This window comes from Amycolatopsis aidingensis, from assembly GCF_018885265.1.
Taxonomy (GTDB): Bacteria; Actinomycetota; Actinomycetes; order Mycobacteriales; family Pseudonocardiaceae; genus Amycolatopsis; species Amycolatopsis aidingensis.
Genome location: NZ_CP076538.1, coordinates 6,289,755 through 6,313,846, shown reverse-complemented (window position 1 = coordinate 6,313,846; position 24,092 = coordinate 6,289,755). Strand labels below are relative to the sequence as shown.

17 protein-coding genes and 1 pseudogene are annotated in these 24,092 nt (G+C 69.9%); 8 read left to right on the top strand and 10 right to left on the bottom strand.

What is annotated here, in order from left to right; all coding sequences use genetic code 11:
- Positions 1-148: 148 nt before the first annotated feature.
- Positions 149-706, top strand: coding sequence for a DUF3732 domain-containing protein (locus tag KOI47_RS28715; RefSeq protein WP_216217624.1), 558 nt, complete (start codon positions 149-151; stop codon positions 704-706).
- Positions 707-842: 136 nt separating this feature from the next.
- Positions 843-2,009, top strand: coding sequence for an IS701 family transposase (locus KOI47_RS28710; protein WP_408629958.1), 1,167 nt, complete (start codon positions 843-845; stop codon positions 2,007-2,009).
- A gap of 286 nt (positions 2,010-2,295) precedes the next feature.
- Here KOI47_RS28710 and KOI47_RS28705 read toward each other — a convergent pair whose 3' ends face one another.
- Both KOI47_RS28705 and KOI47_RS28700 read right to left on the bottom strand, forming a co-directional pair.
- Complete coding sequence (locus tag KOI47_RS28705; RefSeq protein WP_408629857.1) at positions 2,296-3,039, bottom strand: MATE family efflux transporter; 744 nt, start codon at positions 3,037-3,039, stop codon at positions 2,296-2,298.
- Positions 3,040-3,107: 68 nt separating this feature from the next.
- Complete coding sequence (locus tag KOI47_RS28700) at positions 3,108-3,638, bottom strand: helix-turn-helix domain-containing protein (RefSeq protein ID WP_232376321.1); 531 nt, start codon at positions 3,636-3,638, stop codon at positions 3,108-3,110.
- Positions 3,639-3,738: 100 nt separating this feature from the next.
- Here KOI47_RS28700 and KOI47_RS28695 point away from each other — a divergent pair.
- From KOI47_RS28695 to KOI47_RS36550, 3 genes and pseudogenes are all read left to right on the top strand, one after another.
- Positions 3,739-4,047, top strand: a pseudogene (locus KOI47_RS28695) (acyltransferase domain-containing protein); the annotation flags it as partial.
- Positions 4,048-4,063: 16 nt separating this feature from the next.
- A complete protein-coding gene (locus tag KOI47_RS28690) occupies positions 4,064-4,381 on the top strand; it encodes an Asp23/Gls24 family envelope stress response protein (RefSeq protein ID WP_216209701.1) in 318 nt (105 codons plus the stop codon).
- Positions 4,382-4,590: 209 nt separating this feature from the next.
- Positions 4,591-5,001, top strand: coding sequence for a DUF6286 domain-containing protein (locus tag KOI47_RS36550; protein ID WP_408629856.1), 411 nt, complete (start codon positions 4,591-4,593; stop codon positions 4,999-5,001).
- 497 nt (positions 5,002-5,498) lie between these two features.
- Here the strand turns inward: KOI47_RS36550 and KOI47_RS28685 are convergent, their stop codons facing one another.
- From KOI47_RS28685 to KOI47_RS28665, 5 genes are all read right to left on the bottom strand, one after another.
- Entirely contained in the window at positions 5,499-6,299 is an 801-nt protein-coding gene (locus KOI47_RS28685) for an ABC transporter permease (RefSeq protein WP_216209700.1), read from the bottom strand.
- Positions 6,287-7,291, bottom strand: coding sequence for an ATP-binding cassette domain-containing protein (locus tag KOI47_RS28680; RefSeq protein ID WP_269756671.1), 1,005 nt, complete (start codon positions 7,289-7,291; stop codon positions 6,287-6,289). The genes KOI47_RS28685 and KOI47_RS28680 overlap by 13 nt, the downstream gene beginning before the upstream one ends.
- A complete protein-coding gene (locus tag KOI47_RS28675) occupies positions 7,288-7,485 on the bottom strand; it encodes an MbtH family protein (RefSeq protein ID WP_216217621.1) in 198 nt (65 codons plus the stop codon). Before KOI47_RS28675 ends, KOI47_RS28680 begins: the two co-directional genes overlap by 4 nt.
- 8 nt (positions 7,486-7,493) lie before the next feature.
- Positions 7,494-17,813 (bottom strand): non-ribosomal peptide synthetase, encoded by a 10,320-nt coding sequence (locus KOI47_RS28670; RefSeq protein ID WP_216209698.1) that lies wholly within the window; start codon positions 17,811-17,813, stop codon positions 7,494-7,496.
- A gap of 385 nt (positions 17,814-18,198) precedes the next feature.
- Positions 18,199-18,789: an RNA polymerase sigma factor gene (locus tag KOI47_RS28665; protein ID WP_216209696.1), complete on the bottom strand. Its 591-nt coding sequence runs from the start codon at positions 18,787-18,789 to the stop codon at positions 18,199-18,201.
- Positions 18,790-18,940: 151 nt separating this feature from the next.
- Between KOI47_RS28665 and KOI47_RS28660 the strand changes: the two genes are divergently transcribed.
- Both KOI47_RS28660 and KOI47_RS28655 read left to right on the top strand, forming a co-directional pair.
- A complete protein-coding gene (locus KOI47_RS28660) occupies positions 18,941-19,951 on the top strand; it encodes a ferritin-like domain-containing protein (RefSeq protein WP_216209694.1) in 1,011 nt (336 codons plus the stop codon).
- A gap of 159 nt (positions 19,952-20,110) precedes the next feature.
- The gene (locus tag KOI47_RS28655; protein WP_216209693.1) at positions 20,111-20,731 is read left to right on the top strand and encodes a hypothetical protein; all 621 of its coding nucleotides are present in this window, start codon (positions 20,111-20,113) and stop codon (positions 20,729-20,731) included.
- On the opposite strand, the gene KOI47_RS28650 is transcribed toward KOI47_RS28655, so the two are convergent.
- Positions 20,632-21,327, bottom strand: coding sequence for an NB-ARC domain-containing protein (locus tag KOI47_RS28650; protein WP_216209691.1), 696 nt, complete (start codon positions 21,325-21,327; stop codon positions 20,632-20,634). The two genes, KOI47_RS28655 and KOI47_RS28650, sit on opposite strands and share 100 nt — an antisense overlap.
- A gap of 82 nt (positions 21,328-21,409) precedes the next feature.
- Between KOI47_RS28650 and KOI47_RS28645 the strand changes: the two genes are divergently transcribed.
- The gene (locus tag KOI47_RS28645; RefSeq protein WP_216209689.1) at positions 21,410-21,655 is read left to right on the top strand and encodes a hypothetical protein; all 246 of its coding nucleotides are present in this window, start codon (positions 21,410-21,412) and stop codon (positions 21,653-21,655) included.
- 31 nt (positions 21,656-21,686) lie between these two features.
- Here the strand turns inward: KOI47_RS28645 and KOI47_RS28640 are convergent, their stop codons facing one another.
- Complete coding sequence (locus KOI47_RS28640; RefSeq protein WP_216209687.1) at positions 21,687-22,541, bottom strand: alpha/beta hydrolase; 855 nt, start codon at positions 22,539-22,541, stop codon at positions 21,687-21,689.
- Positions 22,538-24,061, bottom strand: coding sequence for an MFS transporter (locus tag KOI47_RS28635; RefSeq protein WP_216209685.1), 1,524 nt, complete (start codon positions 24,059-24,061; stop codon positions 22,538-22,540). Before KOI47_RS28635 ends, KOI47_RS28640 begins: the two co-directional genes overlap by 4 nt.
- Between the last annotated feature and the right edge of the window lie 31 nt (positions 24,062-24,092).

Below are 24,092 nucleotides of genomic sequence, written 5' to 3'. Positions count from 1 at the left end.
CCGTCACTGACAGGCCCGGACACCGCGCGACACGACTTCACCCGAGGCCGTATCCACGCCACCCTGACCAAGCTTCCCACCAACTTCCCGGTAGAGCTGGAACGGCTCCGCCAGCTCTACCAGAACGCCCTCGACCAGGTGCAAAAGCCTGGAAGCGGAACTCGACCCCAACGAGGAACGCGAACAACTCACTTCACGTCTCGTCACGATCAGCCACGACATGACCACGTGGGCCGAGTACCTACAACTGGAACACCACGGCCAGAGCGTCCGCCTCGACCTCAACCGCCTGACCGTAGTCACAGACACCGAACACGGCCCGGCGACTTTGTCTCGGATCGGCAGCGGCGAGAACTGGATCGGCTACCACCTCGTCACCCACCTCGCTCTGCACCGATACTTCGTCCGACAGGACCGACCAGTACCGCGACTGCTCATGCTTGATCAGCCCACCCAGGTTTGGTACCGCTCCGAAGTCGACCAGAACACCGGAACTCCCGGACGCGACACGGACCGCGAAGCGGTCAACCGACTGTTCCGCCTGATCTACGATGTCGTCGCTGAACTCGCTCCGAAGATGCAGGTGATCGTCTGCGATCATGCCTACCTCGTCGATGACTGGTTCCAAGACTCCGTGAAGCACAACTGGCGAGGCGGCGAGAAGCTCATCCCTCTCGAATGGATCAATGGAACGACCCTCTCGTAATCGATCCGGCTCAAGCTCGTGGTCAGCGTGGCTAGTACGGCAGCTGCATAGTGTGATCTTGGTTGGCGTGTCGTGGTCATGAGGACGGCCACCGCGTGATCAGCTTCAAGGTGTGTTGGAACTCGAAGTAGACGCGGTGGCCGCGTCATGGACTGTAGTTGATGATCGTGTTGCTCGGTGGCGGGCGGGGTTCGATGAGTTGTTCGCGCTGGTAGCGGGCCGGTTTGCGCAGGCGGGCTCGCGGCGTCGGGCGCGGCTGTATCTGCTGGGGCTGCTCTCGGGCGCGGAGCGGAAGAACTCGTGGACGATCGCGGAGCAGGCCGGGGACCTGTCGCCGGATGGGATGCAGCGGCTGCTGAACTTCTACCGGTGGGACGCCGGCGTGGTTCGCGACGGTCTGCGCCGCTACGTGCTGGACAATCTGGGTGATCCGGCCGGTGTGGTGGTCGCTGATGAGACGGGATTCCTCAAGAAGGGCACCAGATCGGCGGGTGTGCAGAGGCAGTATTCGGGCACGGCCGGGCGGATCGAGAACTGCCAACTGGGCGTGTTCTTGACCTACGTGTCACCGCGCGGGCGGGCGCTGAGCGATCGGGAGCTTTACCTGCCGCGCTCCTGGACCGGTGATCCGGACCGGTGTGGGCGGGCCGGAATCGGCGAGCAGGTCGAGTTCGCCACCAAGCCCCAGCAGGCCCGGCACATGCTGGAGCGCCTGCTGGCCGAGCACGGCCAGCAGGCGCTGCCGTGGTTCACCGCGGACGAGGCCTATGGCGACAACCCCCGACTACGCGCCTGGCTCGACGACCAGGACATCAACTACGTCATGGCCATCTCCCGCGACCACCGATTCGGCACCGCAACCGGACCCCGGCGGGCCGACGACCTCGCCACGGCGGCACCGAAACGCGGCTGGCAGCGCCTGTCCTGCGGCGAAGGCAGCAAGGGTGAACGCCTCTACGACTGGCTGCTCATCGACCCCGGCACGCCCGGCGGGCACCTGCTGCTGGTGCGCCGCTCGATCTCCGCACCCGGCGAGTTGGCCTACTACGTCTGCCGCAGCACCACCCCGGTGCCGGTCGCCGAGCTCGTTCGTGTCGCGGGATCCCGCTGGGCGGTGGAGGAAACCTTCCAGCTCGCCAGGAACGAAGCCGGGCTGGACCACTACCAGGTCCGCAAGCACGACGCCTGGTACCGGCACATCACGCTGTCCATGCTGGCGGCCGCATTCCTCGCCGTCACCGCTCACCGCGAACACCAACGCGACACCGAAAAAGGGGCGAAACGCTCGGCGGCGAACCGCTGATTCCGTTGTCCTGCAACGAAATCAGACGACTCTGGGCAATCAGGCACCACCCCACGCACACGCAAGCTCACACCGACCACTGGTCACGCTGGCGCAGAATCCACCGAACCCGAGCCAGACGAAGCCACTACCAGCGACAACGCCTCAAACATCACACCATGCGGCTGTAGTACTAGATTGAGTCACTGATGATTGAGTAAATCCTCGCTGTAACGGCCCGCGCCTCGGCATGCGCTCGCCAGACCTCGATCAACACAGCGACCACTACGTGCCCCGAGCTTGTGCATCAGGCGGCCACGGCGCTGACTCGCTCGGCGTCTCGTGGGACGCTGCCCAATTTCTGATCGCCGTCGGTCCGCGCCTGAAACTCGGAGCGCACGGCCTTGACCAGGTGCCGTGCCTGAGTCGCACCTATGCTCAACCGAACACGAAGCGTGTCCGCCGAAATCGGCTTCTGGTGAGCGGCACGATGCTCAGCGTCCACTTCTCGTGCCAACTCCAAGAGCTCCTCTGGAGAACGCTTCTGCCGCGTCAAGCGGGGCCTATCATGGCCGGCCGTCTCTTCCCGCTTGGTCTCGCGGCCGACAAGACCGGCTTCCGGCTGTTCGCGCACGAGCATCTCCGGCTGCCCTTCGGCAACCGTGCCACCCGTGGCCGTCGAGGAACTGCATTCACCGATCGCCTGCAGGAAGCCGGGGTCTACTTCGGCCCAACCGATCAAGAGGAGCGGCCCCACCGCGTCGAAGGCCGCCTTTCCGTACTCACCTGCGACGACCGGGTCGGCCACGTTCAACGCCAACGTGACCACACTCGCGAAAATCAGGAGCCGACGAGCCGGCCGCAATACCTCCACGGAAGCGCCCGCCAGCGCCAGGTGCCGAGTACCCAGCAGCAGGCCAAGAATCGACAGATCAACGGCAGGTGCGACGAGCGGTGCGACCCAGACCGGGACTCCCAGCCGGAGGGCGAGGTTGAGGACGTTGCCACAGCCGAAGAGGAAGGTGAGGCCGACGACGACGCCCATGATCACGGTGACAGCGTGAACGACAGTAGCGCCGTTCGAACCTGATCGAGCTGGCAAGGTAGCTGCGCGCCGGGTCATCGAGGACCACCTGCTTCGACGCGCGGACGTCCGTGGGTGTCGCGGGTGGGGATGCCGCGTTCGCGCAGTTTGTTCAGCACGGTGGTGTGGTTGACGCCGAGGTGGTCGCCGATTCGTGCCAGTGACCAGCCGAGGTTGTAGAGGTGGATGGCGTCGTCGACCTGCTCGGGGGAGAGGCCGCGGCGGCGCATCTGGACGCCGTTCCGGTGGAGGATGTTGCTGACCGTTCGCCGTTCGATGACGAACCGGTCACCGAGTTCGTACACCGTCGCACCGGCCTGGTAGCCCGCGATCAAGTCCTCGACTTGCTCGGCACGGAGTTGCCGGGCATGCCGGGGCCGGTCGCGCTTGATCGACGGCGGCTCGGGTGTAGCGAGGCTGGGAAGCTTCCCACGGAGCTCTTTCAGCGCCCTGACCTGGTCTTTTATGTTCGAGTAAGGTCCCCTAACCTCCACCGCCTTGGCATCGTCGCCCGAGACCACCGCGAACTCGCCGCCCGGGCACGCTGGCCCGGTGTTCGTGTTCACTGGCCAAGGCTCCCAGCGGCCCGGTACCTGCCAGAGCATGTTGGCGCGGGAGCCGGTGTTTCGCCGCGGCCATCGATGAGCTGGAGCCGCGGAGGCGGGCTTCTCGTTGCGCGACGTGCTCGCCCACCCGGAGCGGCTGGTAGGGCTCGACCGGATCCAGCCCACCCTGTTCGGGATGCAGGTGGCGCTCGCGGCTGTCCGACGCTCATCGGGGATCGAACCCGCGGCCGTGATCGGGCAGTCGTTGGGTGAGGTCGCCGCGATGGTGGTGGCAAATGGGCTGGGCCTGGCCGACGGGGTCGCGGTGATCTGTCGGCGGTCCGCGCTGCTGGCCACGATCTCCGGTGGGGCGATGGCGTCGGTGATGCTCAGCGTCGGCCAAGTGCAGACCGGACGTGACCGCGGTTGAGCCGACGACCAGTACCGTGAACAGCGCACCGCTCCCGGCAACCGGTAGCGAGCGACCGCGGGATGAGGCGGGCGAACGTGGCGTCACCACGATCTCCGATCGAGCCGTCGAGCACATCGCGGCCCGATCGGTGGTGGAGGTGGACGGTGTCGGTGGATCGGCGGGACGCGTGCTCGGCGTCGCGGTCGGCAGTGACGAGGGGGACGCCAAGCTGACGGTCCACCGCAATGGTGACACCGTGCGGCTCGCCGTCCGGCTTTCCCTCCGCTACCCGGTACCGATCGCGACCACTGCCGAAGCCGTGCGTGGGCGCCTGATTTCACGCGTTGCCTAGGTGACCGGCCTGACCGTGTCCGGAGTGGACATCACAGTGACCGCGCTGCGTCCGGCGGAGGTGAGCGCGAGGAGGTGCGGTGAAACGCAGACCCCGCCGCGTGATTCCGGCGACCATCACCGCCCTGCCCGTACTGCTGAGCCGCGCTGGTCGGCAGCGTCGCCAGTCAGCTGATCGCCGGCCAGGAACCGTGGTCGAGCTACGCGTCGATGGCCGCACCCTGCACGGCATTCGCTGGAACGACCCCGCCCTTGCCGTGGGAGCGGGCCTTGCCGCGCTCGCCGGCCTGGTACTGGTGCCGGCTGCGGCCTCACCCGGCAGGCCGAGACCGTGCTCCCGCTGGCCGTGTCGGACGAGGAGCCGACTGTCGGCACCGGCGTGTCCCGGTCCGGAATGCGCCGCTCACTGCGTCGCGCGGCGGCATCGGTCGAGGGGTCAGCGGCGTGCGGGTCCGCCTGCGGCGTGGCCGGCTCAGCGCGATCGTGCGGACCGACCGCACCGTCCCCACCGGACTGAACGAGTCGGTGCGCGCCGCCCTGGAGCGGCGGCTCGACCAGATCGCACCGGCCACCTGTCCGAGAATCTCGGTCCGGGTTCGTGCCCGAAGGAGCTCCCCATGATCAGCTTGAACCGGCCGGCACGGCTGAACCGAGCGCTGCTGGGAGCGGGTGCACTCGCGCTGCTCGTGCACTTCGACGCCATCCGGGTCCTCGATCCGAACACCCCGCTCGTGCCGGGTACGCAACCCCGCCACGTTGGGTCCTCCACCTCACGGCGGCCGGAGCCATCCTGCTCGGTCTTGCGGCGCTGCGCTGGTTGCTGGCCCAGCTGGCTCGCTCGCCCAAAACACACACCTGGCGGTGGGCAGCAGACGAACGCTGGCCGGAACCAGGGAGCACCCGGCGCTGTCGCTGGTGCTGACCGTGACCCAGGACGCGGACCTCGGCGAGATCCGTCACCGGCTGCACCGAGGCACTACCCCGGCTCAGGCAGGCGCTGGAGCTGGACACGCTACCGGCCACTGTGGAGTTCCGCCTCACGACCACGAGCGCACCGCGCACCGTCTGACCGAGGGGCGGCGCGTGGAACGGGTGACGCATCGCTGGCATGCCGGGCTTCACCGGGTCGCCACCCTGCGGTAGCGCAGCAGCGACAGCGTCAGGAAAACGGCGATGAGCACGCCCGAACTGAGCAGCGAATAGGCGACGGCGTTCTCCGCGGGCCAGCCGCCGGGTTGCGGCAGCGTGTCCGGGGTGGGGTTGCCGAACAGCTCCCGCGCCGCGCCCGCGAGCGCGCTCACCGGGTTCCACTGGGCGATCGTGGCCAGGGGTTGCGGCATCGCGGACACCGACACGAACGCGGTGGAGATGAACGTGGCCGGGAACAGCCAGATCAGCCCGAGGCTTTGCGCCACCTCCACACTGCGGGCGACCAGGCCGATGAACGCACCGACCCAGGACATGGCGAAGGCGAACAGCAGCACCAGCAGGTAACCCGCGACCGCGTCCAGCAGGTTGCCGCGGATGCGCCAACCGATCGCCAGCCCGCACAGGCTGATCACCAGCAGGCTGATCAGGCTGGTGGTCAGGTCGGACGTGGTCCGGCCGAGGATGACTGCCAGACGCGGGATGGGTAGCGCGCGGAAGCGGTCGACGATGCCGCGTTGCAGGTCGTTGGCCAGCCCGATGGTGGTGAACGAGGCGTTGAAGGTGACGGTCTGGACGAAGATCCCGGCGAGGATGTACTCCCGGTAGGCGTCGCCGCCGAGGCTGCCGCCGAAGACGTAACCGAGCAGCAGCACGAACATGATCGGCTGCAGTACCCCGGAGAAGATGGAGCCGGGGGTGCGGCGGATGTTGAGCAGGTTCCGCCAGGCCAACCAGCCGCTGTCGTGGACCACGCGGATCAGCGAACGCACGCGTTCACCTCCGATGCCCCGTCCGGGCTCGCGGTGGTGTCGCCGGTGAGGGCGAGGAAGACATCGTCCAGGGTGGCCCGGCGCAGACCGAGATCGAGCACGGTCACCTCGTTGGTGTTGAGCAGGGTCGAGGCTCGCTCCAGGGCATGTGGTCCCTCGGTGACCGGAATCTCCAGCCGCCTTGCTCGGCGGTCCAACGACACCGGGGCCGAGGCGAGCGGGGTGAGGAGGCGGTGTGCCCTGGCCAGTTCCCTGTCGTCGGCCGCGACCAGCTCGAGCCGTTGCCCGGCAATGCGGCCCTTCAGCTGGTCCGCTGTCCCTTCGGCGATGACCCTGCCGTGATCGATCACCGCGATCCGGTCGGCGAGCCGGTCGGCCTCCTCCAGGTACTGGGTGGTGAGCAGGACGGTGGTGCCGTCGGCGACCAGCTCGCCGACGATGTCCCAGGTGTCCAGCCTGCTGTGCGGGTCGAGGCCCGTGGTCGGCTCGTCGAGGACGACCACCGGCGGGGACGCCACCAGCGCGCCCGCGAGGTCGAGACGTCGCCGCATACCGCCGGAATAGGTACCGGCCAGCCGGTGGGCGACGGTACCCAGGCGGAAGCGGTCCAGCAGCTCGCGGGCGGTCGTCTTGGCCTCGGCCCGCCGCATCCCGTACAGCTTCGCCACCAGCGTCAGGTTCTCCAGCCCGGTGAGTTTCGGGTCCACCGCGGCGTACTGCCCGGAAAGGCCGATCCGGCGACGTACCCGGTCCGGCTGGCCGATCGCGTCGAGCCCGGTGACCCTTACCCGACCGCTGTCCGGGCGCAGCAGGGTGGTGATGATCCGGACCGTGGTGGTCTTGCCGGCCCCGTTCGGGCCGAGCAGGGCGAACACCTGCCCGGCCGGCATGGTCAGGTCGATGCCGTCCAGCGCGACGGTGCCGCCGAAGGATTTGCGCAGTCCGGATATCACGACGGCCGCATCCGGTACCGGCTCGGTGGATTCGTTCACTCTCGCCTGCTCCTCGGGGTGATGTCGGTCCAGTGGCTTTCGACGTAGTCCAGGCAGTCCTGCCGGGCCGCGGGACCGAACGCGACGGTCCAGCCACCGGGCACCTCGGCCCACCGTGGCCACAGCGAGTGCTGGTCCTCGTGGTTGACCAGCACGAGGTACTCCTCGTCCTCGGCGTCGAAGGGGTTGGTCACCTGGTCGTTCACGCGTTCGTTCCCCCGTTCTGATCGGTGCACAGGTCGTCGGCCTGGCGTTCGGTGAGTGCGGTGGACAGCACGGGCCCGACATGTTCCAGCGCCGCCGGCCGGGTCAGCTGGGCGTGCCGTGCCGGGACCCGGTGATGGTCGAGGCTTCCGTCCAGATAGGGCAGCCACTCGTGCACGCTTGGCGCGTCGGCGCCCCGCCCCTCGGTGGCGGTGAAGAACAGCACGTCACCGCCGAACCGGCCAGGAGTGAACCCCGCCATCAGGCGGGCCTGGGTGGCGAAGGCACGCACCATGGCCCCGACCTGTTCCTCGCTGAGGCCGCCCAGCGGGCTGCCCTCCCTGCGATAGATCTCTAGCACGGTGGTGCGGTCGAGGCGCTCGTGCTCGGGCACGGCGATCCCCTCGCCGGCGAGGAGGGTGGCGAACACCTCCGCCTCTCCCGCGGTGTCGAGCCCGTCGTCGGGTGCCTGCGGGTAGGAGTCGAGCAGGGCCAGCAACCCGACGCGCTCCCCCTCCTCCCGTAGCCGGGTCGCGATCTGCTGGGCGAGGTTGCCACCGAACGACCAGCCGAGCAGGTAGTACGGCCCGCGCGGCTGCACCGCGCGAATCCGGTCGAGGTAGTCGGCCGCGATCTCGGCGATGCCGGTTGGCCGGTAGTCCGGATCCGCCAGCATCCGGGACTGGAGCCCGTACACCGGCTGGTCCGGGTCGAGGTGGCGGAGCAGACCCGCGTAGCTCCAGGCGAGGCCGCTGGCCGGATGCACGCAGAACAGGGGCGGCCGGCCACCCGTGGCGCGCAGCGGCAGCAGCACGTCGAGATCGTCACCTCCGGCCGGGTCCTCGAGCGCCGCGGCGAGGCCGGCAACCGTGGGGTGCTCGAACAGGCGGCGGATCGGCAGGTCGACACCCAGCGCGGAGCGGATCTCGCTGATCAGGCGGCTGGCCAGCAGGGAATGTCCGCCGAGCGCGAAGAAGTCGTCGTCGATGCTCACCCGTGGCCGGTGGAGTACGTCGGCGAACAGATCGGTCAGCACAGCCTCGCGCGGTGACCTGGGGACTCTGCCCTCCGGTTCGGCCTGCGGTCGGGGAGCGGGCAGCGCCCGCCGGTCCAGCTTGCCGTTGGGGGACAGCGGCAGCCTGTCCAGCACCGTGAACGTCGAGGGCACCAGGTGCTCCGGCAGGACACCGGACGCTCGTGCCCGCAACCGGGTTGGCTCCGGTTGCCGGGAGCTGGCGGCCACGACATAGGCCACCACCCGCTCCCCCGACACGGTCACCGCGGCCTGCGCGACCGCGGGATCGGACTCGAGGACCGACTCCACCTCGCCGGGTTCGAACCGCATCCCCCGGACCTTGAGCTGGTCGTCGGCGCGGCCGAGGTAGTCCAGGGTGCCGTCCGCGCGCCGGCGAACGAGGTCGCCGGTGCGGTAAAGACGCTCGCCCGACCCGCCGAAGGGGTCGGCGACGAACCGCTCGGCGGTACGGCCCGCTCGGCCCAGGTACCCCCTGGCAAGCCCGGCGCCGCCGAGATACAACTCGCCGGCGACCCCGGCCGGAGCCGGTCGCAGCCGGGCGTCCAGTACGAGCGCCCTGGTGTTGTGCACCGGGGTGCCGATCGCGGGCCGGTCGTGCTCGCCAAGGCGTGCGATCACCGAGTCCACGGTGGACTCGGTCGGGCCGTAGAGGTTGTACCCGATGAGCCCCTCAACCCGGCGTAGTTCCTGCCACAGGCCGGGGTCCACCGGTTCACCGCCGAGGGCGAGCACCCGCGGCCGGTGCTCCCCGGCCAGCAGCCCCGCGGCGAGCAACTGGCGGGCGTGCGACGGTGTCGTCTCCACCACGTCGACGCGCCGCTCACGCAGGTAGCCCACCAGCGCGTCGGCGGCACGCCGGGTGTCCTCGTCGATCAGGTGCAGCTCGTGCCCGGCGACCATCCACAGCACCGGGTCCCAGGAGGCGTCGAAGGCCAGCGGGGCGGTGAGCGCCACCCGGGACACCTCGGGCGGGAACAGCCGCTCCCGATGGTGCTCATGCAGGTTCACCAGCGCCGCGTGCTCGACAAGGACGCCCTTCGGCCTGCCGGTCGAGCCCGAGGTGTAGCACAGGTAGGCCGCGTCCCGCCCGGTGAGCGGTGCCGCCCGCTCGGCCTCGGTGAGATCGTCCGCGGGCAGCGCGGCGAGCGCGCTGTGCGTGGCCGAATCGTCCAGCGGCAGGAGCGGAACGTGCGGCGGCAACCGGGTCGCGATCGCGGAACCGGTGATCACCAGTGCGGGGTTCGCGTCGGCGAGCAGGTAGCGCAGCCGCTCGTCCGGGTAGCCGGGGTCGGCGGGGAGGTAGGCGGCGCCGGACTTGAGCACGCCGAGCAGTGCGCTGAGCGCGGACGCGGACCTGGGCAGCGCGGTGGCGACGATGTCGCCCGCACCGATACCGCGGGCGTGCAGCAGCCGGGCGATCTGGTTCGCCTCGGCGTTCAGCCGCGCGGTCGGCACCCGTTCGCTTCCGGCAACCAGCGCCGTCGCGTGTGATCCCGCGCTCGCCGCGGTCCGCTCGAAGATGTGCACGACGGTCTCGTCGGTGAGGGCGCGCCGGGGGCCCTCGCTCGCCCGTAGCTCGGCCGCGGTCTCGGCCGGGGTGACCAGTGGTAGCGCGCGCAGCGGGGTTTCCGGTTGTTCGGCCGCCGCGGTGAGCAGCCTGGTGAGCCAGCGAGCCAACCGTTCGGCCGTGTCGTGGTCGAAAAGGTCGGCGTCGTACTCCAGCCTGCCGTCGAGCCCGGCCGCGGTACCGTCCGGGTTTCCGCGCTCGGTGAGGGTGACCGAGAGGTCGAACTTGGCGCGTGCCGCGCCCCCGTCCTCGGCGACCGAGACCTCGACCCCTGGCAGGCTCAGCTCGGGCTCGGGCGTGTTCTGCAGGGTGAGGAGCACCTGGAACAGCGGGTGCCGTCCCGGTGCCCGTGCCGGGGCGAGTTCCTCGACCACCCGGTCGAACGGAACGTCCTGGTGGTCGAGGGCGGCCAGGTCCACCGGCCGGATCCGGTCGAGCAGCTCCAGCAGCGTCGGGTCCCCGGAAAGGTCCGTGCGTAGCACGAGCGTGTTGACGAAGAACCCGACCAGATCCTCCAGCGCGGCGTCGGTCCGGCCGGCGACGGGTGTCCCCACCGGGATGTCACTGCCGGCCCCGATGCGGGACAGCAGGGCGGCCAGGCCCGCGTGCAGCGCCATGAACAGGCTGGCACCCCGGCTCGCGGCGTGGTCAGCCAGCCGGGCCCGTACCCGTTCCGGCAGGGTGAACGGCACGGTGCCGGCGATATGCCGAGGCCGCGCCGGGCGGGCCCGGTCGTACGGCAACGCCAGCTCGTCCGGAATGCCGGCCAGGGTGTCCGACCAGAAGTCCAACTGCTCGCGCAGCAGGCTGTCCGGGTCCTCCTCGGTGCCGAGGACTTCCCGCTGCCACAGCGCGTAGTCGGCGTACTGCACCGGCAGCGGGGTGAATGCGGGTTCCGATCCGGCCAGCCTGGCCTGGTACGCCACCGCGAGATCCCTCGCCAGCGGTCCGGTCGACCAGCCGTCCGCCGCGATGTGGTGGAGCACGACGAGCAGTACGTGCTGCCGCGCGTCCAGCCGCAGCAGCGTGGCTCGCAGCGGAAGGTCGCGTTCCAGGTCGAACGGGTGACCGGTGAACTCGGCGAGATCCCGCTCGAGCCGGTCCGGCACGGTGGACCGGAGCGGCAGCTCGAAGGCCGCCGGCTCGACGGGCACGATCCGCTGGTAGGGAACCCCACCCTCGGCGGGAAAGACCGTGCGCAGGCTCTCGTGCCGGGCCAGTACGTCGCCGAACGCCTCGCGCAGTGCCGCTGGTTCGAGCTCGCCACGCAGGTGCACCGCCATGGGGATGTGGTAGGCGGTTCCCGTTTCCTCGAAGCCGCCGAGGAACCACATGCGGTGCTGAGCGTGGGACACCGGTATGCGGTCGGGGCGGGCCAGGGGCGTCAGCTCGGCCCTGCGGCCCGGCCCTGCCTCGGCCAACCGCCCGGCGAGCCGCGCCGGAGTCGGGGCGTCGAACACGGTCCGGATCGCGAGGTCGGTACCGAACTCCGCGCGGATGCCGCTGACCAGCCGGGTGACCAGGAGGGAATGGCCACCCAGCTCGAAGAAGTCGTCGTCCGCGGCGACCTCGGCGATGCCGAGCGTGCGGGCGAAGATCGCGCACAACCGCCGCTCGGTCCCGCCCTCGGGGCGCCGTCCCCCGCGACCTGCCCGGCCCGGTTCCGGTTCCGGAAGCCTGGACCGGTCGAGCTTGCCGTTGGGGGACAGCGGCAGCTCCGGCAGCACGGTGATCGTCTGGGGTACCTCGTGCGCGGGCAGCTCCGTGGCGAGCGCGGCGCGCAGCCGCACCGGGTCGGGCACCTGCCCGGTGGCCGCGACCACGTATCCGGCGAGCTGGTCGACGCCTTCGGCCGCGGTGTGCGTGATCACCGCCGCGGCGGCAACCTCGGGGAGGGCATTCAGGGCCGCCTCGATCCCGCCAGGCTCAACCCGGTGGCCGCGGATCTTGATCTGGTCGTCGGCGCGGCCGGCGAACTCGAGCACACCCCCGTCCCGCCACCGTACGAGGTCACCGGTGCGGTACAGCCTGCTTCCCGGCTGACCGAACGGGTTCGCCACGAAGCGTTGCGCGGTCAGGGCGCCGCGGCGGTGGTACCCGCGAGCCAGCCCCGCGCCGCCGAGATACAGCTCGCCGACCACGTCGGCGGGAACCGGCCGCAGCCGGTGGTCCAGCACGTAGGTGTCGATGTTGTCGATCGCCATGCCGATCACCGGGAACGGGTGTTCACCGACCGAGGCCACCACAGGGTCCACAGTGGACTCGGTTGGGCCGTAGAAGTTGAACGCGAGCAGGCCGGGGACGGCGGCCAGCTCCCGCCACAGCGCCCCGTCCACGGCCTCACCACCGACCGCGAGCACGCTCGGTCGGTGCCGCGCGCCGCCCAGCAGACCCAGGTCGATCAGCTGCCTCAGGTAGGAAGGGGTGGTCTCCATGGTGTCGATGCCTCGTTCATCCACATAGGACACGAGGGCCTCGGGGTCACGCCGGACCTCGTCACCGACGAGATGCAACTCGTGCCCGTCGACCAGCCACAGCACCGGGTCCCAGGAGGCGTCGAACGAAACGCCCGCGGTGTGCGCGACGCGGAGTGGTTCCCTGCCGGTCGCGGCGACGGCCGGACGGAAGATCCGGCGACGGTGGTGCTCGACGAGATTGGTCAGTGCCCGGTGTTCCACCAGCACCCCCTTGGGCCGTCCGGTCGATCCCGAGGTGTACAGCAGGTACGCCGCGTCTCCGGGAGCTGGGAAGTCCACGCCCTCGGGCGGAGTCGCGGGAAGGCCGGTCAACTCCGCGCCAGGTTCGATCCGGACCACCGGCTGGTCCGGATCGAACCGTTCGGCGAACTCTCCGGTGCAGACCAGCACGCCCGGCTCGGCGTCGGCGAGCAGGTAGCGGACGCGCGATTCCGGGTACTCCACGTCGACCGGCAGGTACACCGCGCCAACGCGAAGCACGGCGAGCAGGGCGGCCACGGTGTCGGCCGACCGGGGCAACGCCACCGCGACCACCGTGCCGGAGCCTGCCCCGTGCCGGCCGAGTAGCCGTGCCAGCCGGTTGGCTCGCGCGTCCAGCTCGGCAAAGCTCATCGTCCGGTCGGAGGTGACGAGCGCGGTCCGGTCGGGGTGCCGGGCGGCCTGTCGGGCGAGGAGTTCGGGCACGGTGACTTCGGGCACCGGGCGACGGGGGCCGTTCCACTCGCGGACCACCGCACGCCGCTGGTCGGGCGAGAGGATCTCGGCGGTCCGGACGGGACGGGCGGGATCGACCAGCACCGACTCCAGCAGCCGGATCAGCGAGTCGCCCAGCCGGGCCGCGGTGGACCGCCGGAACCGGGTGGCCCGGTACTCCACCGTGCCGACGATCCCGGCGGGGCGGCCCGCTTCGTGGTGCTCGCCGAGGTCGAGCAGGAGGTCGAACTTGGCGGCCCCGGCGCGCGCACCCGGCCGCGCCTCGACCACCAGGTCGCCGAGCCGGACCACCGGCTCCGGGGTGTTCCGCACCGCGAGCATGACCTGGAAGAGGGGGTTCTGGCCGGGGGTACGGGCCGGCGCGACCCGTTCCACCACCTGGTCGAACGGCACGTCCTGGTGCTCGAACGCGGCGAGGTCCGCGTCGCGTACCCGGTCCAGCACCTCGGCGAAACTCGGGTCACCGCTGAGGTCGGTACGCAGGGCGAGCGTGTTCACGAAGAACCCGAGCAGTTGCTCGGTCGCCGGTTCGGTGCGCCCGGCGACCGGGGTGCCGATGGCGAGGTCCGTTCCCGCGCCGAACCGGGCGAGCAGGCTCGCCAGCGCGGCGTGCAGCACCATGAACAGGCTCGCGCCGCGCGCGGCGGCGAAGTCGACCAGCGCCGCGTGCAGCCTTGCCGGCACGTGTACCTCGACAGCACCGTCCTCGGTCTCCGCGGCGGGGTCATAGGGGTCGGCGGGCAGCCCGTTCTCGGTCGGCAGCCCGGAAAGGGTGGCCGCCCAGAACCGGAGCTGGGAGCTGGCCCTGCTCCCCGGGTCGCCGGGGTCACCCAGCAACTCTCGTTGCCACAGCGCGTAGTCGGCGTACTGCACCGGCAGTTCGGGTAACCGCGCGCTGGTGCCCGCCGCCCGCGCCTGGTAGAACGCGGCGAGGTCACGGGCGAGCGGGACCAGCGACCAGCCGTCGGCCGCCGTGTGCTGGACGACCAGCAGCAGGACGTGCTCCTGGGATCCGGTGTGGGCGAGGAATGCCCGGAGGGGGAGGTCGACGGTCAGGTCGAAACCACGGGCGGCCTCGGTGGCCAGATCGGCCGGGGACACCTGGACCAGCTCCGGCTCGGCCACGGCGTGGATCAGCTGGTAGGGCTCGCCCTCGTCCTCGGGCAGCGTCGTGCGCAACGGCTCGTGCCGGGCGACGACGTCGGCCAGCGCGCCGCGGAGGGCCGGGACGTCCAGCGGTCCGGAAAGGCGCAGGGTGATCGGCAGGTTGTAGTCACCGGAATCCGGATCGAGCCGGTTGAGGAACCACAGCCGCCGCTGCGCAGGGGACAGCGGGATGCGGGGTGGGCGGGGGCGCGGGGTGAGCGCGGGCCGACGGTCGCCCTCCTCGGCATGGACGTGCTTGGCCAGCAGCGCCGGGGTTGGTGCCTCGAACAGGGTCCGGATGGCGATGTCGGCGCCGAGCTCGGCGCGGATCCGGCCGATCACCCTGGTGGCCAGCAGGGAATGCCCGCCGAGGGCGAAGAAGTCGTCGTCGACGCCCACGTCCAGCAACTCGAGGGTACTGGCGAAGATCGCGCACAGCGCTCGCTCCCGCTCGGTGGCCGGGCCACGCGCGCTGTCCCGCTCGCGTGCGGGTTCCGGCAGTCGCCCGGTGTCCAGCTTGCCGTGCGGCGTCAGCGGGAGCGCCGGCAGCGGCACTACGGCCCTGGGGACGAGGTATCCGGGTAGGTGCTCCGCCAGCCGCGCGCGCACGCGCTCGCCTTCGAGGCGCTCGGTGGCCTGGCTCGCCGGAACCACGTACGCGATGAGGTGCCGGTCGGCGCCGGTGCCGCCGCGGACCACCACGGCGGCCCTGCTGATCTCGTCGAACCCGGTCAGCAGGGACTCGACCTCACCGGGCTCGACCCGGAATCCGCGGATCTGGACCTGCTCGTCGGCCCGCCCGGCGAACTCCAGCCTGCCGTCCTCGGTCCACCGGGCCAGGTCACCGGTGCGGTAGAGGCGTTGCCCGCCGGTGCCGAACGGGTCGGCGACGAACCGTTCCGCGGTGAGCGCGGGCCTGCCCCGGTACCCGCGGGCGAGCCCGGCGCCGGCCAGGTACAGCTCTCCGGTGGTCCCCGCGCCAACCGGCTCGAGCGCGGAGTCCAGAACGTGGGCCCGGACGTTGGCGATCGGCCTGCCGATACCCGGCCGCTGACCTGGCCGGATGATGTCGATCACCGAGTCGACCGCCGCCTCGGTGGGACCGTAGAGGTTCAGTGCCAGCACACCGGGTGCCCCGGACAGCTCGTCCCACAGCGCAGGGTCGACCGGCTCGCCGCCCAGGGCCCACACCGCGGGGTGCCCGGGACGGTGCAGCGCTCCGGCGTCGAGCAGTTGCCGGACGTAGGACGGAGTCGTCTCCACCGAGTCCACGTCCCAGTCGGCCAGCCAGCGCGCGCACGCCTCGGGATCGGCGCGAATCCCGTCCGGCACGATGACCAGCTCGTGCCCGGCCAGCATCGCCAGTACGGGGTCCCACGCGGCGTCGAAGGCAAGCCCGGCGAGATGGCCGACTCGCAGCACCGCCTTGCCCGCGGCGGCAGTCGCGGGTGGGAACACTCGGCGCCGGTGGCTGCTGAACAGGTTCGCCAGGGACCGGTGCTCGACGAGGACGCCCTTGGGCTTTCCGGTGGAGCCGGAGGTGTAGGTGAGGTAGGCGGCGTCCCACGGCCGCGGGCGGTCCGGATCCGCCGTCCGGGCATCCGCCAGGTTCGGGTCGTCCAGTTCGAGCATCGGGGCCGTGCCGGGCAACCGGTCGCGGGTGCGGGAATCGGTGAGCACCAGCCGAGGCTCGGCGTCGTCCACCAGGAAGGCCAGCCGGGCCTGCGGGTAGGACACATCCATCGGCAGGTAGGTCGCGCCCGCGCGGGCCACCGCGAGCAGCGCCACGATCGCGTCCACCGAGCGGGGCAGCGCCACCCCGACAACGGCGCCACGGGCGATTCCACGGCCGGCCAGTACGGCGGCGAGGCGATCGACCCGGCCGGACAGCTCGGCGAAGGTCAGTTCGCTGAGCTCGTCGCGAACGGCGATCCGGTCGGGGTAGTCGGTTGCGCACTCGGCCAGCAGGCCGGGAACGGTGGCCGGAGCCGTCACCCCGGCCGCGCCTTCCTCGCTCTTCCCGTTCCCCCCGTTTTCCTCGACGTTGCCTTGGTTCCACCGGTGGACGCGTACTTCGCCCCCGGCGTGCAGGCGCGGCGCGGCCACGGCACGCTCCGGGGCCTGGATCATCGCGCGCAACTGGCGGAGCAGCCGCTCGTGGTACCCGGCGAGGTCACCGGCCCGGTGCCGGCCCGGCTCGCCGTGCGCACCGAGACGCAGACCGCGTTCCGGAGTGCCCTGCACGACGATCGCCAGATCGTCCACCGGGCCGATCGACAGGTTGTGCAACGTGGCTGGATGACCGGCGAAGGTGGTGGCCGGATCGAAGGGGAGGATGTTGACCGTGGGGCCGTGCACCGGTGTTCCGGGTGGTGCCTCCAGGTCGCGCCGGATGTCCTCGACGCGGTACCGCTGGTGCCGAAGCGCGGCACGCACCTCCCTGGAGGTCTGCCGGACCAGTTCGGCCGCAGGCATGCCCTGGGTCACCCGCAGGCGCAGCGGAACCACATTGGACACCATCGCGGGGGTAGTGCGCAGCAGTGCGGTACGCCGGGCCGTCACCGGCAGGCCCAGCACGACGTCGCGTTCCCCGGTTTCCCGGTGCCGGTGCGCCGCCACTCCGGCGATCACCAGCGCGGACCAGTCCGTTCGCAGCGCTCGCGCGGCCGCGCGCAGTCCCTCGGCCGGCAGCTCGGCTTCGCGGCCCGGTGCCTGACCACCGTCCTCGGCGGGGCGGGTCGGGGTGCTCCCGATCTCCGGCCGGTCCGCCAGCCTCCGCCGCCAGAACGCGCCGTCCTCGGCACAGCGATCGGAAGCCCGGTAGTCCTCCTCGTCCGCGATCACCTCGGCCAGCGAGCCGAACCCGGCCGGGTCGGGCTCGGTCCCGGCCGCCAGCGCCTGGTAGATCTCGCCGACCCTGCGTACCACGAGCGTCGCCCCGTACCCGTCCAGCAACAGGTGGTGGACACGCTGGTAGAGGAAGCACCGGTCGGTGCCGACCCACAGCAGCGCGGCCGTGTAGAGCGGGTCCCGCAGCGGATCCGCGGGGCTGGCGAGCTGCTCCCGCATCCATGCCAGTGCCGCGCGTTCCGGGTGTTCCTTGCCGGTCAGGTCCACGACGGCCAGTGCGGGCTCCCGCGCGGCGTCCACGACCTGGCTCGGCCGCTCGTGCTCCTCGACGAACCGCACCCGCAGCATGTCGGTCTCGGCGACCACCCGCCGGACCGCCTCGCGGAGCACCTCCGGGTCCAGCCGACCGGCGATTTCGAAGTACTGCGCCACGGTGAAGCTCGGACTCGCCGGTCGCAGGCGCTGGGCGAACCAGATTCCGCGTTGCGCGGCGGACAACGGCAGCGTCTTCCGCGAGGAGGAAACCACGATCCCACGCTTTCGCTCGGTTGTTCGGAAGGACATCGGCCTACCGACCGGGTGATGTCGGCTGATCCGAATGCGATTGCGTAGGTCCTTCGTTTCACTCGTACGAGTGGACTGGCCAGCGTGATATGTAACACCATCGAGTGACATGGTGCGCATTCTGAGTAGAAGACGAAGCTCGACCGGGAAACGGAAAGGGCCGCCACGCCAATCTTCGCGTGGCGGCCCGTCCGGAGAGTACCCGTATTGGCGGTTCGTCAGAAGAGATTGATATCGCCTATTGTCACCAACAGAGTCACGATCGACTGAAACATGTCCACCATGGATGCCCCTTCGTTCGGCTGTCTTCGCTCATTCGTGGCCGAACGTGATCAAGATTGGTGCTTACTCACTCCATTGGGATGCGCTCGTGCAGAGCAAGCAGCGCAGCCCTGAGTTCATCCCGCACGGTGTCCGAACCCGCCCCCAGTGCCGCACCGAGCTCGCCGCAGGTGGCCCCCTCGAAGTAGGCGCCGAACAGCACGGTGCGCTGAAACTCGGTCAGCCCAGCCCGGCTCGCCGCCCGCTCGGCGTCCGGGGGAACGTTGATGTCGCCATCGATCTCGGCGGGACGGCTGCCGGTACGCAGCAGGTCACAGACGGCTCGGTGCGCGGTGGCCAGTATCGCCGAGGCGGTCGGCCGCGTGCTTGCGCCTTCGTCCAGCCCGCGGCACACCTCGACCCATGCGGCCACGAACATGTCCTCGACATCGACATCTCGACTCATCCACCGGACCAGGCCATACACCGGCTCCCCGTGCGCGTCCAGCAGCCGTTCCACCTCGTCCGAACCGCGGTGGGACTGGTGATCAACTCGATCACACCGTCGTGCCGCGCCCGCTGTCGCCACGATCATCACCACCTCGTTCACTCCCCGCTCGATCCACTCGGCCACGGTCTTCCCGGCTCGGGCGACGACGCCGGTGCCGTGTGCTGCCACTCAGCCCATCGAGTGTTCGGCCAACTCTCGACCAATCCCGCGTGGATCGTGGCACGAATCACCGTAGACCACGAATCTCGACCCAGTCGTAGCCGGATGGCTACCGGCGGGCCGACACCTGGGCGTACCCAGCCTCAGGAGGGAGAAACACGTGTTCGGTAAGAAGAACGTGGCACGGATGATCAGCCGCAGCGCGGAGAACGAATCCGACCGGCGCAGGTTCCTGCATGCCGCGGGCCTCGGTGGACTCGGTGTCGTCGGGGCGAGCGCGCTCGGCTCACTCGGTGCCGGCACGGCGGCCGCCGCACCGCGGCAGGCCACCGCCGCGGCCGGTACCGCCACCGCGGCCGCTCAACCCAGTGACGGTGCCGTGCTCAATTTCGCGCTCAACCTCGAGTACCTCGAGGCCCAGTTCTACTCCTACGCCGTCACGGGTCGTGGGCTTCCCGACTCGCTCACCACCGGCACCGGCACCAGGGGCAAGGTCATTGGTGGCCGTAGGGTGCACTTCCGCAGCAGAACGATTCGCCAGTACGCCGAGGAGATCGCCTCCGACGAACGCCAGCACGTGGAGTTCCTGCGCACCGAACTCGGCTCGGCGACGGTGAGCCAGCCCACCATCGACCTGCAAAGCAGCTTCACCGCCGCCGCGCAGGCCGCCGGGCTGGTACGACCGGGACACACCTTCGACGCTTTCGCCTGCGAGGAGAACTTCCTGCTCGCCGCCTACCTGTTCGAGGACGTCGGGGTCACCGCCTACAAGGGCGCGGCGCCGCTGATCAGCAACAAGACCTACCTCGAGGCCGCCGCGGGCATCCTCGCCGCCGAGGCCTACCACGCCGGGAACATCCGCAACGCCTTGTACGAGAAGGACACCGGCCTGCTCGGTACCGGGCTGTTCGGCAGGGACCTCCGGGCGGCCACGGTCAAGCTCTCCAACGCTCGGGACAGCCTGGACGGCACGACCGATCTGGACCAGGGCGTCCTCGACGGCAGGCGCAGGGCCAACATCGTCCCCGCCGACGGCAACGGCATCACGTTCAGCCGCAGCGCAGGCCAGGTTCTCAATGTGGTCTACCTGACCAACCAGCAAGCAACCTCCGGAGGCTTCTTCCCCCAGGGAGTCAACGGCGAGATCAACACCAGCGCCGACAACGCCTGACCATCCACGACCAGTCATCCGCGCCCGGAATGCCCGGCGTCTCCCGCACCCGCCGGGCGGATCCGCTGCGGATCGCCTTCGGCCATCCGCACACCGTGCCCAGCAACTCAGTCAACCATTCTGGAGGTCACCGTGCGCAAAAACGTGCTTCGTAGTGTCTTGACCGTCACCGCTGCCGGCGCGCTCGCGCTCACCGGGACAACCACGGCGACGGCAACCCCCGCCCACACCGGACCCGAGCACGACACGACGCTGAGCCTGTTCCGGCTCAAGCCGGTCAACGACAGCCGTGTCCGCGGCATCGGTGTGGTCGAACTCGACGGTACGCACGCCAGCATCCGGATCACCGCGTTCGGGGTACTCCGTAACCATCCGCACGCCCAGCACTTCCATATCGGCGGCGCGGGCACCTGCCCGACCAGCGCGGCCGACACCAACGGCGACGGCGTGGTCAGCACCGTCGAGGGCGCACCCTCCTACGGGGGTGTCGGTGCCTCGCTGACCACGACCGGTGACACCAGCCCGGACAGCGCACTCGCAGTCGACCGCTTCCCGACCGCACCCCGCGGGCTCGTCCGATACCACCGCAGCATGGACGTCAGCAACGCGGTGGCGCGGGACCTGCGTACCGGCAACGCGGTGATTGTTCTGCACGGGCTGGATTTGAACGGCAGCGGCACCTACGACGGCGCCGCGCGCAGTTCCCTGGACCCGTCCTTACCCCTGGAGGCGACCGCACCAGCCAGCTGCGGTGAGGCGCTGACCGTCCGGGCTGGCTGACGGGTTCCGCTCCTTCGGGCAGGGTTGGTTACCGTCACCCTCCCGGCAACCAACCCTGCCCGAACCGGAGTGGCGAAAGTATCGGGGGCTTCCTCTTTCTCCGTTCCCTGGCCGAGATACAGCGGCGGCACCGTCATCACCCGTTCGCCGGTGGATTCCAAGGGCTGCCTGCTGGTGACCAGGACCGTGACCTTCTCGGTGCCCGTGATGATCTTCCGCACGAGCTCGACACAGGCGACGATGAGGCGCTCAAAGTTGTCCAGCACCAGCAGCAGCCGTTGGCTCCGAAGATGGTCGAGGATGCTCTGCTCGGTCGGATCCAGCAGCCCGAGTTCCGCACCGACCATGTTCGCCAGCAGAGCTGGCTCCCGCAGCTCGGCCAGTGGTACGGACACGGCGCCGTCGGCGAAGTCGCCCGCGACGTCACGCATCACCTGCAACGCCAGCCGGGTCTTGCCCACGCCACCGGTCCCGGTCAACGTCACGAGCCGGGAAGCCGACAGTAGCCGCCGCGCCTCGGCGGCCTCTCGCTGGCGGCCGACATAACTGGTGAACGTGACCGCGTGAGCGGAGCGCTGGGCACGCCCAGTGCTCATGGTGCTGCCGCATTCCATAGTTGCGCGAGCCTCATATCGGTGTTGGCTGTCCATTACAGACCGTCGAGCGAGGTTTCGCGCGATGGCGGCCGGTGACCGGAACGCGGTGGTCGGTGCCCGGATCGACCGGGACGCCACGGAACTCGCCGCACTCATGGCATCCGGCGTCACCGACGCCATCGTGCACGCCGCGTGGCGCGACTACCAGCACGAGTTCGCCGGTAACGCCCGTCCCCAGCACATCGACCCCACACTCGGCACCATCGACTTCGGCTCCGACCTCATGCGACTGGCAGCCGGTGGCTCAGCCAGGCCGTCCGATCGTTAGGCCGGGTCGCGAGCCCGCGGGTCCATTCCGGTCACGGCCGTCGTCCCAGCTCATCCAGAATGGACACCAGCTTCTGGTCGCGGGGCAGGAAGTGCGGTGAGTCGACGGTGTGTACCTCGAACCTGTTGTCCGGGGTGAGCCGGTCGGCCTCGGCTATCCACTGGTCCTGCATGGCAGGGGTGAGGAACCGGTCCTCGCTGAGCCTGATGTAGGTGCGCGGGACACGTCCCCAGGTCAAAGCCTCACCACGGGCGTCCGAGGCGGGTATGCTGTTCGGCTCGTCCGGCTGCAACAGCTGGTGCATGGCCCTGGACTCGGCGTCGGTGTAGGTGTGCGCGTTGAGTTCCTTGAACGCGGCCTGAGCCCGCGGGTCCGGGCTGTTCCAGTTGATCCTGCTCACCCCCAGCCCGTTCGGGTCGGTGCCGAAGCCGAGGGCCATGAACTCTTCCAGCTCCAGTGACCGCAGTTGTGGGTCAGCCACGTAGTCGTTCGGGCTGGGCCGGTCGATGCAGCAGAACGCGCTGATGTAGACGAGATGGTGGATCAGGTCGGGAATGCGGTTGCCGACCAGGTTGAGGCTGACCCCGCCCTGGCTGTGGCCGACCAGGATGACCGGGCCGTGGGCGTGTGCGCGCCGGACAACGTGTTCCACGTGGTGCACGTAGTCCTCGACGGTGAGCTTCCCGAGCGGGGAGGGCTCCACCGCCATCCCGGCCTCGTCCTGTGCCAGGTAAGAGACCGGGATGTAGGCGTCGAGGCCGTGTCCCGGCAGGTCGACGGCGAGGCCGCGGTGCCCGAGCAGCGCGAGCTCCTGGACGATCCAGCTCCAGTGGTGCGCGTTGGCATTGGTGCCGTGCACGAACACAAAGGTCGGTTGCGCTGTCATGACTGTTCGTTCCCTTCTGCGGTGGTTCGGCGGACGTTGCGCAGCAATATGCCTGCGACAAACGCGGTGATGATCAGCAGCGCCACGCAGACGATCATGGCCAGCTGGATACCGGAGGTGAACGCCGACCGGGCGATGGTCAGCAGGTCGAGACGTGCCTGCTCCGGCAGGTGCTCGGCGGCGGCGATCGCGCCACCGAGGGTTTCTCGTGCCGGTTCCTCGGAGCCGGGTGGGAGGAAAACGACCTTGCCCCGGTAGACGGCGGCGGCGATGCTGCCCAGGATCGCGACGCCGAAAGCGGAGCCGAGTTTCTCGCTGGTCTCGGAAAGGCCGGAGGCGGCGCCCGCGCGTTCCGGTGGTGCACTGGCGATGATCAGGTCGGCGGTGGTGGACAGCGTCATGGTCACCCCGGCACCGGTCAGCATTCCGCCGACCACCACCAGAGTAAGTCCGGAATGGACGCTCAGCTGGGCGATCAGCAGCGATCCGACGGCCGCGAGCAGCAGGCCTGCGCCGACCATGGTGGCCGGTCGAAACCGCTGCGCCAGCACCGAAGCCACCACCGCGCCGGTCACCGCGGCCATCGCTCCTGGCAGCAGCCACAGCCCGGCTTCCAGCGGCGCCATGCCGCGCACCAGTTGCAGGTACTGGGACACGAACAGTCCGGAACCGACCAATGCGAAAGAGATGATCATGCTGGTCCCGATCGAGACACTGAAGGCAGGCACCCGGAACAGTGATAGATCGACCATCGGATCGGCCAGCCGCCGCTGCCGCCGGACGAACCCGACCCCGAACAGCACCCCCAGCGCGATGGCCAACACCGGTGTCCCCCCGAATCCTTCCACAGCAAGGGTTTTCACCGCGTAGACCAGCGGAAGTACGCAGGCCAGCGAGAGCGCCGCGCTGGGCAGGTCCACTCTGGCGGCACCGGGAGAGGAGTACTCCGGGAGCAGGAAGGGTCCGAGGGCCAGCAGCAGAGCCATCACCGGCACGTTCACCAGGAACACCGAGCCCCACCAGAACTCCTGCAGCAACGCCCCACCCAGCAGCGGCCCGAGCCCGGCGCCTACCGCGAACCCCGCGGTCCAGATCCCGATTGCCGAGGTGCGCTGGCGCTGGTCGGCGAACATGGTTCTGATCAGCGACAGCGTGGAGGGCATCAGGGTCGCCCCGGCGACCCCCAGCAGCGCACGCGCGCCGATGAGCATCTCGGCGCTGGCCGCGAAGGCCGCGAGGACCGAGGCCAGGCCGAAGGTCCCCGCGCCGAGCAGCAGCAGCCTGCGCCGGCCGATCCGGTCACCGAGCGAGCCCATGCTGATCAGCAGCCCCGCCAGCAGGAACGTGTAGATGTCGGTGATCCACAGGTGTTGCGTGCTACTCGGGGCCAGATCCACCGACAGCGCGGGCAAGGCCAGGTAGAGGACGGTGATGTCCATCGAGACGATCAACACGGGGAGGACGAGAACGGCGAGTCCCAGCCACTCGCGTCGTCCCGCCCGCGGGACGGCGTGGGTCATGATCTCGACCGTACGCATGTTTCAAACATTT

Excerpts from the sequence above, each read along its gene's own strand:
- KOI47_RS28640 (WP_216209687.1), bottom strand. The coding sequence starts at position 22,541 with ATGACAGCGCAACCGACCTTTGTGTTCGTGCACGGCACCAATGCCAAC.
- KOI47_RS28645 (WP_216209689.1), top strand. The coding sequence starts at position 21,410 with ATGGCGGCCGGTGACCGGAACGCGGTGGTCGGTGCCCGGATCGACCGG.
- KOI47_RS28635 (WP_216209685.1), bottom strand. The coding sequence starts at position 24,061 with ATGACCCACGCCGTCCCGCGGGCGGGACGACGCGAGTGGCTGGGACTC.
- KOI47_RS36550 (WP_408629856.1), top strand. The coding sequence starts at position 4,591 with ATGGCCGCACCCTGCACGGCATTCGCTGGAACGACCCCGCCCTTGCCG.
- KOI47_RS28650 (WP_216209691.1), bottom strand. The coding sequence starts at position 21,327 with ATGAGCACTGGGCGTGCCCAGCGCTCCGCTCACGCGGTCACGTTCACC.